Genomic DNA, 14,502 nt, shown 5'->3' with positions numbered 1-14,502 from the left:
TTCATACTGATTATTAAAGAAAAAACTCTACCATTCTTTATTTAATTGAACTTACAAAAAAATAAAAAAACAGTAGAGCTTTTATTCATTATCACTTTTAAAAAACATATATATCTAAATTATACGATTTGGTAAATATACAGAGAATGTAGTTCCTTCTCCAACGACACTGGATACAGAAATCTTTCCATCATGACCTTGAACAATATTTTTAGCAATCGCAAGTCCGAGTCCAGTTCCAACCTTTTTCCCACGCGTTCTCGCTTTGTCAGCTTTATAGAACCGATCGAACAAGAATGGAATATCTTCTTCTGGAATACCCGCACCTGAATCCTGCACTTCAAAAGTAAGCCCACTATTTTCCGTATTAATTACAAGTGTAACATGTCCACCCGCATTTGTATGACGGATTGCATTATCAATTAAATTCGTCAATACCTGCTCCATACGATCTGCATCAAACGGATATTGTTCAATTGGGCTTTGGAAATCAACTGTTAATTGAACTTCTTTATCCTTTGCAATCCCTTGGAATTTACGGCCAATTTTTTCGACAAATGGATGAATATCTACTTCACCAATATGTAACTCTACGTGACCACTTTCCATACGAGCTAAATCTAATAATTCATTTACAAGCTTACCTAAACGAACAGATTCATCATAAATGATTTGAACAAACTCATTAATTTCCTCTTTCGTTTGCACAATATCATCTAAAATCGCTTCACTATACCCTTGAAGCATGACCATTGGTGTACGAAGTTCATGTGATACATTCGCGATAAAGTCTTGACGCATCTTCTCAAGGCGACGTTCTTCCGTCATATCACGCAACACTGCTACAGCCCCACGAATTTTCGTTTGATTGTAAAGCGGCGTCATAAGAACTACGTAGTTACCTTTTTGCAAATTAATTTCAACAACTTGTTGTTGCTCACTTTCTACAACGAGATGGAATAGTTCAACAAGTTCAGAAGGTAGTTTTTTACTTAGCTCTATCTCTTTTTCTTCTTGCCAAACTTGTAAGAAATGTTCGGCCGGTGGATTAATAACTACGACTTCCCCTTCTTGATTTAACGTAATAACCCCATCTGCCATACTACTCAAAATACTAGCTAACTGTTCTTTTTCTTGCTGCAAGGCATTCATATTAAACTTCAACTGTTTCCCCATTTGATTTAAGGCCGTTGCAAGCTCACCAATTTCATCCTGAGAAACCATAGGAGCCTTTGCATCAAACTTCCCACGTGCCACCTCAAAAGCAACCTCACGCATTTTACGAAGCGGTGCTGTAATTCGAGTAGATAAGAAGAACGCAAAGAAGGTTGTTAATATAATCGCAATCCCAGCCGATAAGAAAATAAAATCAGTCGTTCTCTCCATACCTTGTATCGGCACTTGCAATGATTCATATACGAACACTGCACTTTGATTTTTTGATTGCACCGGTTTTCCGACGATCATAATATCATTTTCAGTATTTTTATTCTTCCTACTATTAGAAGCTTTTCTAATGTTATTTTTAATTTCTTTTTTGTCTTTAAATACAGCAGCTAATTCTTTATCTTCTTTTAAATCATCTATCGTTAGAGTAACTAACCCTTCTTGTTTCGGAGAAGAGGAAATCTCCTTACCATCTTCTACAATAATGATTCTTGAAAGTGGATCAGAGAATTTATACGCGATATTCTCAATCGTTTTTACATCGGCACCTTCTTCAATTAACTCTGAAACACTAGTTGCAACTTTTTGAAGCCTAGCTTCACTCATATCAACATAATACGTTCTAAAAAACTGCGAAAGTAAAATCGCAACAAATCCAAGAACAAACGAAACGAGAAGTAATATGGTCATCCATAACTTCCCTACTACACTTCTCCAAAGCATCAGTCGTTCACAACCTCAAACTTGTAACCAACGCCCCAAACAGTAACAATCATCTTCGCAGCATCTGGTGATTTTTTACTTAACTTCTCACGTAAACGCTTTACATGCGTATCAACTGTACGTAAATCTCCGAAGAATTCATATTGCCATACTTCTTTTAACAATTGCTCACGGTCAAACACTTTATCTGGAGCTTTCGCTAAGAATAATAGTAATTCATACTCTTTCGGTGTTAAATTCACTTCATTACCATCTGCTGTAACACGATGTGCGTCGTTATCAATTGTTAAATGTGGGAACACAGTAACATCTTTCGTCGTTGTATCCTGTGTAAAGAATGTTGTTGGTACAGCACGGCGTAATACCGCTTTCACACGAAGCACTACTTCACGAGGGCTAAATGGTTTCACGATATAATCATCAGTTCCTACCTCAAACCCTTGTACCCGATTTACTTCTTCACCTTTTGCTGTCAGCATAATAATTGGCGTCGCTTTCTTCTCACGAACCCCTTTGCACACTTCGATACCATCTTTACCAGGCATCATAAGATCTAATAAGATTAAATCATAATCATTTTGTAAGGCCATTTCTAAAGCTGTATCACCATTATCTGCTTCTTCAATTGTGTATTGCTCTCTTTCTAAATACATTTTCAATAAGCGACGAATACGATCCTCATCGTCTACAATTAATATTCTTGATTCATTTTCCATTTCTACCCGCTACGCATTTTAGCGCAACGGTTCACACCTACCCTTCTACAATATAATGTTGCACTTATTCTCATTTAACAAAATATTTTTTAAACGTTTCACTTTCCATATTATGCTTCACAAGAATAATAAAGTTTGTTCATTTTTTTTCCAAAACTATGTATTTTTTTTGAACAGTATATAATGTCCTCGACATCATTTTACAAAATCAACCGCTACTTTGTCATGTTTTTCTCAAAAAAGAAGAAAAGTTGACAAAAATAAAATAGGAAAGTGACATACACTCTCCTATTTTATTTCTCTATGCATATGAATGTAAACCCGCAATAATTAAGTTTACTACAATAAAGTTAAACATAATTATTGCAAAACCAATTACTGCAAGCCAAGCAGACTTTTCTCCATGCCATCCTTTAGATAAACGTAAATGTAATACCGCAGCATAAAAGAGCCATGTAATAAGTGCCCAAACTTCTTTTGGATCCCAACCCCAAAAGCGCGTCCAAGCAATTTGAGCCCAGATCATTGCAAAGATTAACGCTCCTAACGTAAACACTGGGAACCCTATCGCAATAGAACGATATCCGATTTCATCTAGTAAATCACTATTCGTATTCTTTACTAACGGCTGAAGTGCCGCTGATACTCGTTTGCGTAAAACAAGTCTTAATACAATATAAAGTAGTGTTCCAACTATCACTGACCAAATAACAGTATTTAATTTTTTTGCGTTTACAATTGCTGGAACTTCTACTGTCGGCTCTAATTTATTTTCTGTTATTAACTTCCCTTCATGTGGTCCAACTAAAGCTGGAAGATTATACTTCATCTCGACTTGTTGTTCATTTTTATCAATCCATTGAAACTTTGCTTCGTATTTCATACTAGAGAATACCGTTGTTACTCCAATAAATCCAACCGTACAAACAAGTGTGAAAACTACTGTTTCTAACCAAAATGTGCGCTTACTTCTTGTTGATTGATCTACATTTTTCAGTAAATACATTACGCCCGTAATAAAACTAATTGCTAAAATCGCTTGTCCTGCTGCCGCTGTCGTTACATGAATATGTAGCCAATTACTTTTTAAAGATGGGATAAGCGGTGATATTTCTCTAGGAAACATGCTTGCATATGCAATTAATAAAAGCGCGATTGGCAATGCAAACAATCCGATAATACTTACGCGATACATAAAATACATAACAATAAAAGCGCCAACAAGCATCATCCCGAAGAAGGTACCAAACTCGAAGAAATTACTAACTGGTGCATGTCCTGAAGCGATCCATCTCGTTATAAAATATACCGTTTGGGCTACAAAACCTAAAATTGTTATTGTTATACCTATATTTGCCCACTTGTTACCTTTTTCTTTAATTGCTCCTCCAAAAAATAAAGTTGCGATTAAATATAAGATGAACGCAGCGAACAGAAAATTACTACTTATTTGCACCATATCGTTTCCCCACCTTAACTAATTTTTTTATCATTCATTTTATCGTTTGGTTGCGGAATCGCTGTTCCTTCTAGTACTCTTTCAATATCTTTCTTTAAACCGAACCAATTTTTATTTGTATGACCTGCAACCCACCACTCATCATTGACGCGTTGTATCCAAATACGGCGATGGTTCCAATACATACCTTGAATCACACCAACCATAAATATAAATCCACCAATACCAAGAATCCAAAGCGTTAAATCTTTTCTTACAGTAAGTGCTGTTGCATTTTGCATTTCCACACCTGCAAATGACATTTTATATTTATTGTTCCCGTCAGGTTCTATATTTTGCTGAATACCAACAAAGCTCACTTCACCATCTGGTGTTTCTGGGGTAAACATTTTAAAGACGAATGCAGGATTGTTTGGCAATTTTGTCTTCGTATTCGGCTTTCCATTTTCATCAAAATAAAAATCAGGAAAATAGCTTAATAGTTCTAGAGAATACCCGTTTCCTAAATCATATTTTTCTGTAGGATTCGCTAAATTCACTTTAATCGGTCCCCACTTTTGATTATTTGTTTTATTTTGCAAATGGAAGGACATACTTTTAAATTCACTTTCCTTATAATCCACTTGATAAACAGCAAATTGGTCAAACTTCAGTGGTTCATTCACTCGAATTTCAGCTTCTTTTACCTTTTCTAATTTAGGCTTTTGACCTGCTATATTTTCCCCGACCGCTTTATATAATACGGCATTCGTTTGGAAATTTTTCGCGATCATTTTATCACCAATACGATCAATCGCCTCATCATAAACTTCTTTATCCTTACTCTTATCATAAACTTCCTTTATAAACTTTTCGTTTTTCAAATAGTATTGTCCATCAGTTCCTGGTATTTCTTTCGTTTCACCATCACGTAACCAAAGGGCTTCGTCCACGTACATACTTGGTAAGAAGCGCAGCATTGAACCCAATAAAAAGATAATAAGACCAATATGATTCACATATGGACCCCAGCGAGAGAAACGTCCTTTTTCTGCTAAAATATTACCGTCTTCTACTTTTACATTATAATTTCTCTTCTTTAAATTCACTTGAATTTTGTCTAAATCACCCTCTTGCGGCGAACCAGTCCCGTACAATCTCTGTCTCTTTAAAAAGCCTGGGTGTCTTTTCACCCCTTGTTTTTTTAAAGCTTTATATAGAGGAATTACACGGTCTAAACTACATATAACAAGTGAAATACCAATGGAAGCAATTAAAATCATATACCACCATGATCCATATAAATTATTAAATCCTAATTGATAGTATAATTGCCCTAAAAAGCCATACTCTGTCTTATAATATTCAGCTGGTTCGATTCCTGGAGTTATGTACATTTCTTGAGGAAAGATAGTTCCTATTGCCGATGCAGCTAAAGTTATTACGATTAACCATACACCTACTTTTACAGAAGAGAAAAAACTCCAGATTTTATCTACTATCGTTTTTGTATGTGTGAGAGATCTTCGTGCGCTTCCCTCATATCTCATATCTAGTAATTTCACATTCTCATTGCCTTCAAATGGTTTTCCGCAAGCTTCACAAAACACGGTTCCTATCGGATTAACATGTCCACATTCACACTTAATTTCTTTCAATACTCTCACCGCCCCTGTATCTATATGTACTATTGTATATTCTACCTTTAAGTTACCGCAATACTCAGAAATTTCAAATCGAAGGCGCTATACGTAAGCACCTCATATGTAAAGGCTTTCTTTATTACGGAGTAATTTTCTTTAAATACCCTTCTAACTGTTCTTTCGTTTGTTCACCTATAATTTTCTCCACTACTTTTCCATCTTTATCAATCAAAAAGCTTGTAGGTAATGGTCCTACTCCATATGTCCCTATAATCTTTGTTCCTTTATCAATCGCAACTGGGAATTTTAAACCATATTGGTTTACAAAGTTCTTTACTGCGATATCCGTTTCATCTGCATCTAACGCAATAATTTCAACGCCTTTTTCCTTATATTTCGGATATAGCTCATTCATGTAAGGCATTTCTTTTTCACAAGGTTTACACCAAGTTCCCCAAAAGTTTAAAAATACACCTTTTCCCTTTAGGTCTTTTAATTCAATTTTCTTTCCTTCCAAATCCGTCACAACAAAATTAGGTGCTTCTTTTCCAATTTGCATTTTCTCTTTATCAGCGAAAAATCCTTGATAGAGTGTAAATCCTACAGCACCGCTTAAAATGAGCAGAATGATAACACGAAATAATAAGCGATTTTTTTTCATATTGTCTCTCCTCTCCTCGATAAATGTATGTATTGAATAAATCACCAGCAGAGCACTCCACTGGTGAAATTGTAACTCTATAGCTTATCTTGGCTTTGTAGAAGCAAGCGCGCGTAATTGTTTCACCTCATGTGGCGTCAATTCTCTCGCATCACCAGGTCGCAGGCTCCCTACTTCTAAGAAAGCATAACGTTCACGTTTTAATTTCACAACTTTACAGTCTAACGCTTCAAACATACGACGTACTTGACGGTTACGACCTTCATGAATTGTTAATTGTACAATTGCCATCTCTTTACGCTTGTCCCAAGAAATAATTTTCACATTTGCTGGTGCTGTTTTCCCGTCTTCTAATGTAACACCTCGTTCTAACATGCGAATTTTCTCACCTGTTAATGGTCCTTTAATTTTTGCAACATATGTTTTGTCAACTTTATATCTCGGGTGCATTAATACATTGGCGAAATCTCCATCGTTTGTCATCAATAATACGCCAGACGTATCATAATCTAGACGTCCGATTGGGAATAAACGTTGTGTAATTTCAGGGAAAAAGTCTGTTACAACATTTCTTCCTTTATCATCTGATACACTTGAAATTACACCAGTTGGTTTATATAGTAAAAAATAAACAGGTTCTTCTTTTTCAAGAGGGATGTTATTTACTTCTACTTTATCTTGAGGAGTTACTTTTGTTCCTAACTCCTTCACTATTTTCCCATTAACTTTCACTTTCCCTTGCTGAATTAATTCCTCAGCCTTTCTTCTCGATGCAATACCTGCTTGCGCAATCACTTTTTGTAATCGTTCCATTTCTTTTTTTCACCTCGAATTTATCTTACCTTACATTAGAAAGACTTGGCAACCGCATACGTTTTACGACTGTTCACCTCATCTCACTTAAACAACATAGCGATGATAATAAACATATAAAGGTCAAATCATGTTTTTATCCTTTATTATTGTCCATATTTTTCATATTTCTCACAATAAAAGTTCATCATTTTGTCAAAAATACTGCATAAAAAAACCACCATTAAGCTACACCTTAATAGTGGTCGTATACGTATTATAAGCGAAATAGCTTAAAAAATGAATAGTATTACTGAAACAATAAAGAAACAAACACAATTGAGCAAATAATCCCGATTAAATCTGCAAAAAGTCCTACTTTTAATGCATCTCCCATTTTTCTAATACCAACAGCCCCAAAGTATACCGTTAAAATATAAAATGTCGTATCTGTACTACCTTGCATCGTAGAAGCTAATCTTCCAATAAACGAATCTGGTCCATATGTGGCAATTAAATCGGTTGTAATACTTAAACCGGCAGATCCCGAAATAGGACGTATAAGCGCAAGTGGAACGATTTCTGCTGGGACATGAATTAAATCTAACATCGGCTTCATTACAGATATCATTGCATCTAAAGCACCTGATGCCCGGAAAATAGAAATGGATACAAGCATTCCAACCATAAACGGTAAAATGGAAACTGCAATTTGAATCCCTTCTTTTCCTCCCTCAACGAACGATTCATACGTCGGAACTTTCTTTATCGTGCCATATAAAAGGATAAAACCAATTACACAAGGGATTACCCATAATGAAATTGTATTTACAATACTCATTTTTTCCGCCCCTTTCTACTCCTTCTTTGGTAAAAATAGCGGTCAATCCAAATTGCTCCGATCATCGAGAGCACTTGTGCAATGAATGTTACCCCAACAATTTCAGTAGGATTCGCTGATTCATAAGTCATTCGAATCGAAATGACTGTAGTAGGAATTAAAGTAATAGCTGATGTATTTAATGCTAGAAACGTCACCATAGAGCGACTGGCCGAATCCTTCCCTCCATTTAATTCTTTCAGTTGTTCCATCGCTTTAATACCGAGAGGGGTTGCTGCATTACCTAGTCCAAAAAAGTTCGCCATCATATTCGATAGAATAAATCCCATTGACGGATGATCCTTCGGTATTTCTGGAAACAATCTTTTTACTATCGGCATAAAAAGTGTAACTAACTTTTTTAACAACCCTGCTTCCTCTGCAATTTTCATTAAGCCCAGCCAAAATACTAAAACGCTAATAAGTCCTATGCAAATCGTTACCGCATCTTTTGACCCGTCAAATACAGCTTTAGTTACTTCTTCCATCGTTCCGTTTATCATGGCATACACAACCCCTATGACCGCCATCGCTGCCCAGACGAGATTAACCATCGTTCCCAACACCTATCATGTAAGAAAAAATTTCTTTCACATTGTTCCAGTACATACCCGTTGTAGCTACTAACTTCCGTTTACTATAAAATAAATTCCGTTCTCCAACTTTTTCATTACCAACATAAATGTCTGTCTTCCCAACCTTTACTCCATCCGTAAGTTTTGCACTTTTATCCAGTTCAACTTTTAATACTACGCTCTTTTTTTCCTCTTCAGTTAACGGTACCGAAAAACTATTTTTCGTATAAACATGATTGGCATATTTCTTTTCATTTATTTCAGCAATTGCTCCTTGTCCTAAAACTTTTGTTTGCTTGAAACGGTCAAAACCTTTGTCAAACAGATTCATATGGTCATCCCAATCACTAGAAGCACTCAAAGTTACAACAATTAAATCTAGTCCATCTTTTGATGCCGTTGTAACAAGCGTTCGTCCTGCTTTCTTTGTAAAGCCTGTTTTTCCTCCTGTTGCAAATTCATAATAAGATGTCACAAGCTTATGTTTATTTTTCCACGGATAATCCCAAGAATCTGATTTATACGTTTTGGTTCCAAAAATCTTCTTAAAGGTCTCGTTCCCCATGGCATATTTCGTTAAAAGTGCCATATCATAGGCCGACGAATAATGTGATCCATCTCCATCCAAGCCATGAGGATTTGAAAAGTGAGTATCTTTCATTCCAATTTGTTTCGCCTTTTCATTCATTAAATATACGAACCCTTCTATACTCCCTCCTACATTTTCAGCAATTACTTGCGCTGCATCATTACCAGACCTAAGCATGAGTCCGTATACTAAATCCTCTAATTTTACCTTTTGTCCAGGCTTTAAATAAATTGCCGATCCTTCTACTCGTACTGCTTCATTACTAACCGATACTAGTTCTTTCATTTTTCCTGATTCAGCAGCTAACAATGCTGTCATAATTTTCGTTATACTAGCAATTTTTTGTGGCTCATGTTCTAATTTCCCATAAAGTACACGACCAGATTGCTGTTCCATTAAGACTGCGTTACGAGCACTGACACCACCGTTCATTTTTGCATATGTAGGAATCGGCATAATGCTTGCGTACATTATAATTAGCGTAATTATTATACAAATCCGTCTCATATTTCCCCCCACGTCCTTTTGGCACTTTTTGTACAAGTGTATGCTTGGCCTTTTAAAATATGAACGAAATCTTCCTTCCACCTCCAATAAAAAAGACGCATGGGATATGCGTCTAATACGGCGTCCATTCAATTTGCTTTGCACTTTCAAACCTCTTTTCTACATCAGGCCAATTTACAACATTCCACCAATTTTTAATATATTCATCTTTTCGATTTTGATATTGTAAATAATACGCATGTTCCCATACATCGAGTACAAGGAGTGGTATCGTATCCCACTGTGTAAACAATTGATGAAGCGTGCTTTGCAAAATTTCTAACCTTCCTGAACGGGGTACCCATACAAGAATCGCCCATCCTGAGCCTTCCACTTTAGAAGCTGCCTCTGTGAAATGCTTTTGAAAACGCAAAAAACTTCCGAAATCTTGCTCAATTTGTTGTGAAAAAGCCCCTCTCGGACTTCCACCACCATCTTTTTTCATGTTATTCCAAAATATCGTGTGTAAGTAATGACCTGATCCATGAAAAGCCGCTTCTCTTTCCCAATGCTTAATTAAATCAAATTGATTTGTTTTTCTCGCTTCTTCCATCATCTTCTCTGCTTTATTTAATCCTTCCACGTAACTGCGATGATGTTTATCATGGTGTAACATCATAATTTCTCGTGAAATGTACGGTTCTAACGCATTATATGGATAAGGTAATGGCGGGAGTGTATGCCCCCCAATCGGAACAGCTCGTTCGCTATCCCCTCTTTCACTTAGTTCATATTCCTCTCCTTCTTGAATAAATACTTCCTGTAAATGGTGTTGAATATGTTCTACATCATCACTTATTTCATACATAAACTCGGCATCTGTGTCGTATTCATGCTCTTTCATACGCTCTAATAACGTTTGAATTTTATAAGCAAGCATATGGACATCATACACTTCCATTGCACGGCTATCTAATACTTGAAGAACACTTTCACACCAGCTTTCTACTTCATGAAAGTAATCTGTAAATACACCTTGCTGACTCATGTCACACCTCCTTGATGCTATCCACTTTAACTATATTCAATTAAAATCCCTTATATAACTGGACAAAAGGAAAAGAAGCTAAGTGTCCTTAGCTTCTTTTCCTTAATTAATATTTGTGCAACATTTTTGTTTGATAATCTGTCTCGTAATATTCTAGTTCTTCACGCATCAATTGAAATTTACCTTCTAAATCCTTCATCATTCGTTCTATAGATCCAGGTGGTGTTTGCTGAAAAACAATAGAATTTTTCCCTGTATAAGCAGAACGACTATTTTCATACCAATGATCATTCTTTGGCGAAAAAAACTCTGCAATTACTTGATGATAAATCTTATATAAAACTTTTTCAGCTGCTGTCTTTCGAAATGGCTGGCTATTCAGCAAAACAAAACATGCATCAAGTCCTTCTTCACAAAAAACAAGAAGTCTTCTTATTGACCCTAATATCCCTTTATAATATTGCTCGTTTCCTGTTGGTGTTTCCTCCAATAAAGAAGGTAACGTATGATAATTTACATAATTAGTTATTAAGGAAATGACATCTTCTAAAAATATAGAAACTTGTTCTGTTTGATTTTCAACCATCAAATTAGACATGGCTTCTCTCTCCTTTGCCGTTTTACGCTATTTCTACTCTTTTATTTTTATGTAATTCAGCTAATATTTCTTGTACTTTCACCACTGTTCCTTCGTCAAAGTATCGTTGAAAGTCTGTTACTTCATTGAGATACAAGCGCTTCTGCGCGCGTAGCTCTTTATTGTTCACTAAACAAGCGATTGCTACAATATCTCGTAAATATACGTCTTGTTCTTCTACTTTATAAACTGGATTTCCTTCAAAAGGGGTAATTTCTTGTAAAATTTCTTCAAAATATCGAACATATAAGACAGAAAAGGTTTTCTCTTGATTATTTAATACATATGTCACTTCAGATCTATTAAAAAAATCTTCTGATGTATTCGGTTTTTCTTTTTCTAGCTCATATCCTGCGTAACCTATTATAATCATCTACTTCCCCTCTCTTCCTTCTTCCACCTTATTTTAACCCAATTTTCCGATAAACGAAATATTCTTTTAAATATAACCTATATAAAAAATAGCTTCCCTATACAGGAATTTACCTTTTTATTTTTCTTGAAGTTTGTCATAATAATATTATTGTCTCAGTTTTCTTACACAAGGAGAGTTGTATTTATGTCGTTTTCATGGAAACGTTTCTTACAAATCGGGAAAATACTCTTCCCATTTGTTGTCTTAACAATTGTTTTCTTTCAAGCTAAAAAAGAATTAGCAGGTATTTCTTTTTTAGAAGCGATTGAAACAATTAAAAACATTCCAACTGGTGGAGTATTTTTAGCGATTACACTCGGTGCATTTGCCGTTTCAACAATGTTCTTTTATGACTTTGTTATGCTTCGTTACTTAAAAGCCGATATACCTGTACAAAAGATTTTCCGCATCTCATGGATTGCAAACACTTTAAATGGATTTATCGGTTTTGGTGGTCTTGTTGGTGCCGGTGTACGTACAATGTTATATCGTCCGCACATAAAAGATAATGGGAAACTTATTAAAAGCATCGCTTGGATGACAACCGCTTTTATTAACGGATTAGCCATTCTTTCATTCCTCGGCCTTATTGGAATATTAGACACTAGTTTTATTCTGCATGAAAAACCGTGGTTATGGCCTGTTCTTATCTTCTTTGCTCTTTTCGTTCCTATATATATTGGATTTTCTAAAATTAAAAATAGAAAAACAAAACAGCTAGACGGACAAGAGGATGAAGAAGCAGAGAAAAATCCAACAGTTTTATATTCATTAGTTTCATTAGTTGAGTGGGTATCTGCTGGTATCGTTATGTACGTCATTTTAATATTGTTTGGAATTGATATTGAATTTCAAAAGTTTTTAGGTGTTTATGTAATTGCAGCTTTAGCCGGTGTCGTAAGTCTTGTCCCTGGTGGCCTTGGTTCATTTGATCTTGTTTTCTTAACTGGACTCGGACAATACGGTATTGATACAGGTGTATTACTACCTGCTATGTTATTATATCGCCTTGTCTATTACATCTTACCATTCTGCCTTGGTCTCATTTTTGCAGCCTTTGAAATGACAGGAGCAGCCATTAAAAAAATTGAAGATAAACCATTTATTGCACCTGCATTAGAAACAACTGGCGTAATTTGGACTTTACAACGTGATTTTTTAGGAAAATTAGGTTCATGGGCATCCGCTGCTTTAACAGTGTTCGCTGGCTTGATGGTTATTCTATCAACAATTTTACCAACTAGTATTAACCGAGCTCACGCCTTACATATTTTAGCACCCAAGCACCTTATTCAATTTTCTTTTAGCTTATCATTAACATTTGGTATTCTCCTCCTGATTCTTTCGCGAGGAATATATTACGGAACAAAGCGTTCATACTATATGACAATTGTTTCTTTAATTGGAGCAGCAATCTTTAATACCCTAAAAGGAATTGATATTGAAGAAACCTTTATTTTATTAATCGTACTTGCTGTGTTGTATATGCTTCGTAAAAGATTTTTACGCGAGAAAATGGAAGTCTCTCTTTCTGATATCGTAAAAGTATTTATCTTCTTATTGCTTACGTTATATTTATATAAAAACTTAGGCATTTTATTTGCAGGCGCAAAAGAAGCATTCCAACCCGATTTTGTCGTTCGAAATATTACACAGGTTAAACGAAGTGCATTAGCAGCCGCCTTTTTCGTTCCTACTTTTTTACTTATCGGTTCACTAATTGCCAATCGTTACCGTAGTGAATTTCCCGGGCAACCAGCTAATGACAAAAGGTTAGAAAACTTCTTAGAGGAACATGGCGGGAACGTACTTAGTCATTTAGGTTTTTTAGGAGATAAGCAGTTCTTCTTTAGTAGTGACGGAAAAGCACTTCTTCTCTTTTCAATTACTGGAAAACGTCTTGTTGTACTTGGTGATCCAATTGGTGATCCATCCTCCTACCGTACCGTGTTGCAAGAATTTTTAGCTGAAGCTGATCGATTTGGGTATATTTGCGTATTTTATCAAATTGAAAGTAAATGGATGAGCTTATACCACGATTTCGGCTATAACTTCTTTAAACTTGGCGAAGAGGCTGTCGTTGATTTAAACACGTTTACAATAACAGGAAAAAAACGTGCTGGTATGCGAGCTACTTTCAACCGTTTTGAACGAGAAGGTTATACATTCTCTATTCATGAGCCACCATTCTCAGACGAATTATACGAGGAATTAAAGAAAGTGTCTGATGCTTGGCTTGGCGGAAAAAAAGAAAAAGGATTTTCACTTGGATACTTCGATCATGAGTATATTAGCCGTGCCCCTATCGCTACTTTATCTGATGCAGAAGGAAAAATAATTGCCTTTACAACCTTTATGCCAGTATATCAAAGTGGCATATTATCTGTTGATTTAATGCGTTATTATCCAGACGCTCCTAGCGGCATCATGGATGCAATTTTTATCCACTTATTCCACTGGGCAAAAGAAAATGAATACCATTCCTTTAATATTGGTATGGCACCACTCTCAAATGTCGGTTTATCAACGCAATCGTTCTGGTCTGAACGAGTTGCCGCTGCAATATTTAATAACGTTCGTTACACATATAGCTTCAGCGGTTTACGACATTTCAAAGAAAAATACAAACCTGCATGGAGTGGAAAATATTTAGCATTTCGAAAGAATCATTCTTTACCAATTACAATGCTCTCTGTAACAAAATTAATAGGAAAACGAAAAAACAGCTAAGT

General features: G+C 35.7%; 13 protein-coding genes. 1 reads left to right on the top strand and 12 read right to left on the bottom strand.

Translation table 11 applies throughout. The features are described 5' to 3' along the window. Positions 1 to 114: 114 nt before the first annotated feature. The 12 genes from resE to LUS72_RS07400 form a co-directional block, all read right to left on the bottom strand. Positions 115 to 1,890 carry a sensor histidine kinase ResE gene (gene resE, locus LUS72_RS07455; RefSeq protein WP_097831744.1) on the bottom strand — a complete coding sequence of 592 codons (1,776 nt, stop codon included), beginning with the start codon at positions 1,888 to 1,890 and terminating at the stop codon, positions 115 to 117. After that, the gene (gene resD / locus LUS72_RS07450) at positions 1,890 to 2,606 is read right to left on the bottom strand and encodes a DNA-binding response regulator ResD (RefSeq protein WP_000426861.1); all 717 of its coding nucleotides are present in this window, start codon (positions 2,604 to 2,606) and stop codon (positions 1,890 to 1,892) included. Before resD ends, resE begins: the two co-directional genes overlap by 1 nt. Positions 2,607 to 2,907: 301 nt before the next feature. Then, positions 2,908 to 4,065, bottom strand: coding sequence for a cytochrome c biogenesis protein ResC (gene resC, locus LUS72_RS07445; RefSeq protein ID WP_097831745.1), 1,158 nt, complete (start codon positions 4,063 to 4,065; stop codon positions 2,908 to 2,910). 14 nt (positions 4,066 to 4,079) lie between these two features. After that, a complete protein-coding gene (gene resB, locus LUS72_RS07440; protein ID WP_141533340.1) occupies positions 4,080 to 5,702 on the bottom strand; it encodes a cytochrome c biogenesis protein ResB in 1,623 nt (540 codons plus the stop codon). Between the two features lie 124 nt (positions 5,703 to 5,826). Beyond that, positions 5,827 to 6,348 carry a thiol-disulfide oxidoreductase ResA gene (resA, locus tag LUS72_RS07435; protein WP_097831747.1) on the bottom strand — a complete coding sequence of 174 codons (522 nt, stop codon included), beginning with the start codon at positions 6,346 to 6,348 and terminating at the stop codon, positions 5,827 to 5,829. Between the two features lie 84 nt (positions 6,349 to 6,432). Then, complete coding sequence (gene rluB, locus LUS72_RS07430; protein ID WP_097831748.1) at positions 6,433 to 7,161, bottom strand: 23S rRNA pseudouridine(2605) synthase RluB; 729 nt, start codon at positions 7,159 to 7,161, stop codon at positions 6,433 to 6,435. Between the two features lie 289 nt (positions 7,162 to 7,450). Next, positions 7,451 to 7,981, bottom strand: coding sequence for a spore maturation protein SpmB (gene spmB / locus LUS72_RS07425; protein WP_000029515.1), 531 nt, complete (start codon positions 7,979 to 7,981; stop codon positions 7,451 to 7,453). Next, positions 7,978 to 8,574, bottom strand: coding sequence for a spore maturation protein SpmA (gene spmA, locus LUS72_RS07420; RefSeq protein WP_097831749.1), 597 nt, complete (start codon positions 8,572 to 8,574; stop codon positions 7,978 to 7,980). The genes spmB and spmA overlap by 4 nt, the downstream gene beginning before the upstream one ends. After that, positions 8,567 to 9,691: a D-alanyl-D-alanine carboxypeptidase DacB gene (gene dacB / locus LUS72_RS07415; protein ID WP_097831750.1), complete on the bottom strand. Its 1,125-nt coding sequence runs from the start codon at positions 9,689 to 9,691 to the stop codon at positions 8,567 to 8,569. Before dacB ends, spmA begins: the two co-directional genes overlap by 8 nt. A gap of 112 nt (positions 9,692 to 9,803) precedes the next feature. Further along, positions 9,804 to 10,718 (bottom strand): superoxide dismutase, encoded by a 915-nt coding sequence (locus LUS72_RS07410; RefSeq protein WP_097831751.1) that lies wholly within the window; start codon positions 10,716 to 10,718, stop codon positions 9,804 to 9,806. A gap of 106 nt (positions 10,719 to 10,824) precedes the next feature. Then, a complete protein-coding gene (locus tag LUS72_RS07405; protein ID WP_000067564.1) occupies positions 10,825 to 11,316 on the bottom strand; it encodes a YpuI family protein in 492 nt (163 codons plus the stop codon). 22 nt (positions 11,317 to 11,338) lie between these two features. Further along, on the bottom strand, positions 11,339 to 11,728 hold the full coding sequence (locus tag LUS72_RS07400; protein ID WP_097831752.1) for a hypothetical protein: 390 nt from the start codon (positions 11,726 to 11,728) through the stop codon (positions 11,339 to 11,341). A gap of 186 nt (positions 11,729 to 11,914) precedes the next feature. Here LUS72_RS07400 and mprF point away from each other — a divergent pair, with 186 nt between their 5' ends. After that, entirely contained in the window at positions 11,915 to 14,500 is a 2,586-nt protein-coding gene (gene mprF / locus LUS72_RS07395; RefSeq protein ID WP_097831753.1) for a bifunctional lysylphosphatidylglycerol flippase/synthetase MprF, read from the top strand. The last annotated feature ends 2 nt before the right edge of the window (positions 14,501 to 14,502 follow it).

Source organism: Bacillus cereus, from assembly GCF_025917685.1.
GTDB classification, from domain to species: domain Bacteria; phylum Bacillota; class Bacilli; order Bacillales; family Bacillaceae_G; genus Bacillus_A; species Bacillus_A cereus_AT.
The sequence above is the reverse complement of the archived record's forward strand: the minus strand, read 5'-3'. Positions and strand labels throughout refer to the sequence as shown.